The 3369-nt window shown below is 54.1% G+C and carries 2 tRNA genes and 2 rRNA genes (1 of these 4 running past the window's edge); all 4 read right to left on the reverse strand.

The features are described 5' to 3' along the window. Nucleotides 1–839 (reverse strand): 23S ribosomal RNA (locus tag V2S85_RS26690) (it extends 1952 nt beyond the left edge of the window). 297 nt (nucleotides 840–1136) lie between these two features. Next, nucleotides 1137–1212: transfer RNA gene (locus tag V2S85_RS26695), tRNA-Ala, on the reverse strand. 23 nt (nucleotides 1213–1235) lie between these two features. Next, a tRNA-Ile gene (locus tag V2S85_RS26700) sits at nucleotides 1236–1312 on the reverse strand. A 183-nt stretch (nucleotides 1313–1495) separates the two neighbouring features. Beyond that, a 16S ribosomal RNA gene (locus V2S85_RS26705) occupies nucleotides 1496–2984 on the reverse strand. The 16S and 23S rRNA genes sit together here with 2 tRNA genes alongside, the layout of an rRNA operon. Nucleotides 2985–3369: the final 385 nt, after the last annotated feature.

The following is a 3369-nucleotide window of genomic DNA, read 5'->3' on the forward strand; positions in this document are numbered from 1 at the left end:
CAGCTATTTCCCGGCTTGATTGGCCTTTCACCCCTAAACACAACTCATCCGAGAATTTTTCAACATTCAACGGTTCGGTCCTCCAGTGCGTGTTACCGCACCTTCAACCTGGTCATGCCTAGATCGCCGGGTTTCGGGTCTAATACACCATACTCAGTCGCCCTGTTCAGACTCGCTTTCGCTGCGCCTACACCTAACGGCTTAAGCTCGCATGGTACATTAAGTCACTGACCCATTATGCAAGAGGTACGCTGTCACCCCCTAAAGAGGCTCCAACTGCTTGTAAGCATCCGGTTTCAGGTACTGTTTCACTCCCCTCATCGGGGTGCTTTTCACCTTTCCCTCACGGTACTGTGTTCGCTATCGGTCATGTACGAGTATTTAGGCTTGGAGGGTGGTCCCCCCATGTTCAGACAGGATTTCACGTGTCCCGCCCTACTCGAGTCCTCATCTATCGTTTTCGCATACGGGACTGTCACCCACTATGGTCGACCTTTCCAAGTCGTTCTGCTAACTGAAGATGAGGCACTGGCCTGGTCCGCGTTCGCTCGCCACTACTAACGGAATCTCGGTTGATGTCTTTTCCTCCGGGTACTTAGATGTTTCAGTTCCCCGGGTTCGCTTCACCAAGTCTATGTATTCAACTTGGGATACCTTATCCACCTCACTCAATCATTGGCGAACCAACGGTCGAGAGAAATGGTGAAGGTGGGTTTCCCCATTCGGAAATCGTCGGATCAAAGCCTGCTCACGGCTCCCCGACGCTTATCGCAGCGTGCCACGTCCTTCATCGCCTGTACATGCCAAGGCATCCACCAGATGCTCTTACCTCACGCTTGAGAATCCACACCATCAATGACAGCCCTGCATAGAAGCTGCATTGTTTTCAGGTGCGGACGATTAATCTCAGCCAGATGTAAATCTGTATGTTGCGCGTCATCGTGTGCTCACTACGTCAGCAAGCACGACGCGCCACGGCATCGATTAAAAAACCCATTCACAATGTCAAAGAAGTGCGAGGCCAATCCTCGCGTAACCGACCGTTAGGTCGGAACCGTTGTCTTCATCTCTGGAGTATCTGTTAGAGCAGCAGTGCAACGCACTGTACCATCCTCAAGCCAATCTCTCGGCGAAGATGGTGGAGCCTATCGGGATCGAACCGATGACCTGATGCTTGCAAAGCAACCGCTCTCCCAGCTGAGCTAAGGCCCCGTTATCTGTCTAGATATGGCAAGTGGTGGGCCTGAGTGGATTCGAACCACTGACCTCACCCTTATCAGGGGTGCGCTCTAACCAACTGAGCTACAGGCCCAACTCGCCATGCCCGAACAGGCCATAAATGGCCGCAGGCGGCGTGAGCCAGCTCAGGCAGTACAACACAAGCCACGCTTGCGTTGATCTCCAGGATGAAGGGACATGAGGACGACGGCATGTTCTTAGAATTGAGCGAAGCTCTTCCAGCGACTAGCACTGGCGCTTTCGACCAAATCCTTAGAAAGGAGGTGATCCAGCCGCAGGTTCCCCTACGGCTACCTTGTTACGACTTCACCCCAGTCGCTAAACCCACTGTGGTCGCCTGCCTCCCTTGCGGGTTAGCTCAACGCCTTCGAGTGAATCCAACTCCCATGGTGTGACGGGCGGTGTGTACAAGGCCTGGGAACGTATTCACCGCGGCATGCTGATCCGCGATTACTAGCGATTCCGCCTTCATGCTCTCGAGTTGCAGAGAACAATCCGAACTGAGACGGCTTTTGGAGATTAGCTCACACTCGCGTGCTTGCTGCCCACTGTCACCGCCATTGTAGCACGTGTGTAGCCCAGCGTGTAAGGGCCATGAGGACTTGACGTCATCCCCACCTTCCTCCGGCTTATCACCGGCAGTTTCCTTAGAGTGCCCAACCAAATGCTGGCAACTAAGGACGAGGGTTGCGCTCGTTGCGGGACTTAACCCAACATCTCACGACACGAGCTGACGACAGCCATGCAGCACCTGTGCACGGTCCAGCCGAACTGAAGGAAATGGTCTCCCAAATCCGCGACCGGCATGTCAAACGCTGGTAAGGTTCTGCGCGTTGCTTCGAATTAAACCACATGCTCCACCGCTTGTGCAGGCCCCCGTCAATTCCTTTGAGTTTTAATCTTGCGACCGTACTCCCCAGGCGGATAACTTAATGCGTTAGCTGCGCCACCCAAGCACCAAGTGCCCGGACAGCTAGTTATCATCGTTTACGGCGTGGACTACCAGGGTATCTAATCCTGTTTGCTCCCCACGCTTTCGCACCTCAGCGTCAATACTTGTCCAGTCAGTCGCCTTCGCCACTGGTGTTCTTCCGAATATCTACGAATTTCACCTCTACACTCGGAATTCCACTGACCTCTCCAAGATTCTAGTCACCTAGTTTCAAAGGCAGTTCCGGGGTTGAGCCCCGGGCTTTCACCTCTGACTTGAGTAACCGCCTACGCGCGCTTTACGCCCAGTAATTCCGAACAACGCTAGCTCCCTCCGTATTACCGCGGCTGCTGGCACGGAGTTAGCCGGAGCTTATTCTCCAGGTACTGTCATTATCATCCCTGGTAAAAGAGCTTTACAACCCTAAGGCCTTCATCACTCACGCGGCATTGCTGGATCAGGCTTTCGCCCATTGTCCAATATTCCCCACTGCTGCCTCCCGTAGGAGTCTGGGCCGTGTCTCAGTCCCAGTGTGGCTGATCATCCTCTCAGACCAGCTAAGGATCGTCGGCTTGGTAGGCCATTACCCCACCAACTACCTAATCCTACGCGGGCTCATCCCTGGGCGATAAATCTTTGGTCCGAAGACATCATCCGGTATTAGCAGTAATTTCTCACTGTTATTCCGAACCCAAGGGCAGATTCCCACGCGTTACGCACCCGTGCGCCACTAGATCCGAAGATCTCGTTCGACTTGCATGTGTTAGGCATGCCGCCAGCGTTCGTTCTGAGCCAGGATCAAACTCTCAAGTTGTGTCACAATGTCCAGGCCACCAGCCTAAGCCAGCCAAACCCAAACACCGAACTCCGGGAGCCGATACCTGCACTATGTAAAACGTATGGTTACGTCAGGACATATGCAGCATCGGCTTGCTTTAAACTGGTACTCCCGGCCCGAAGACCCGAAAGACCAGGCGCCGTCGCCCACATGTCCCTTCATCATAAACCTACAATGTCAAAGAACGAACCAGCCTTGCGAGCCAGCTCCGCCGAACAGTAAAGCCGGACAACCAAGCGTCCCTCGCTCTTGCGACCGGGGGAACTAGCTGTCCGTCTGTGTTGGCGACCGTAGCAGAAGCGTGCTCCGCTGCGGTGAAGCGGCCTCTAAGGGGGGCTTCTGATTCGGTCAACACCGTTTT

Source organism: Novosphingobium resinovorum, from assembly GCF_036352595.1.
Lineage (GTDB): Bacteria > Pseudomonadota > Alphaproteobacteria > Sphingomonadales > Sphingomonadaceae > Novosphingobium > Novosphingobium resinovorum_B.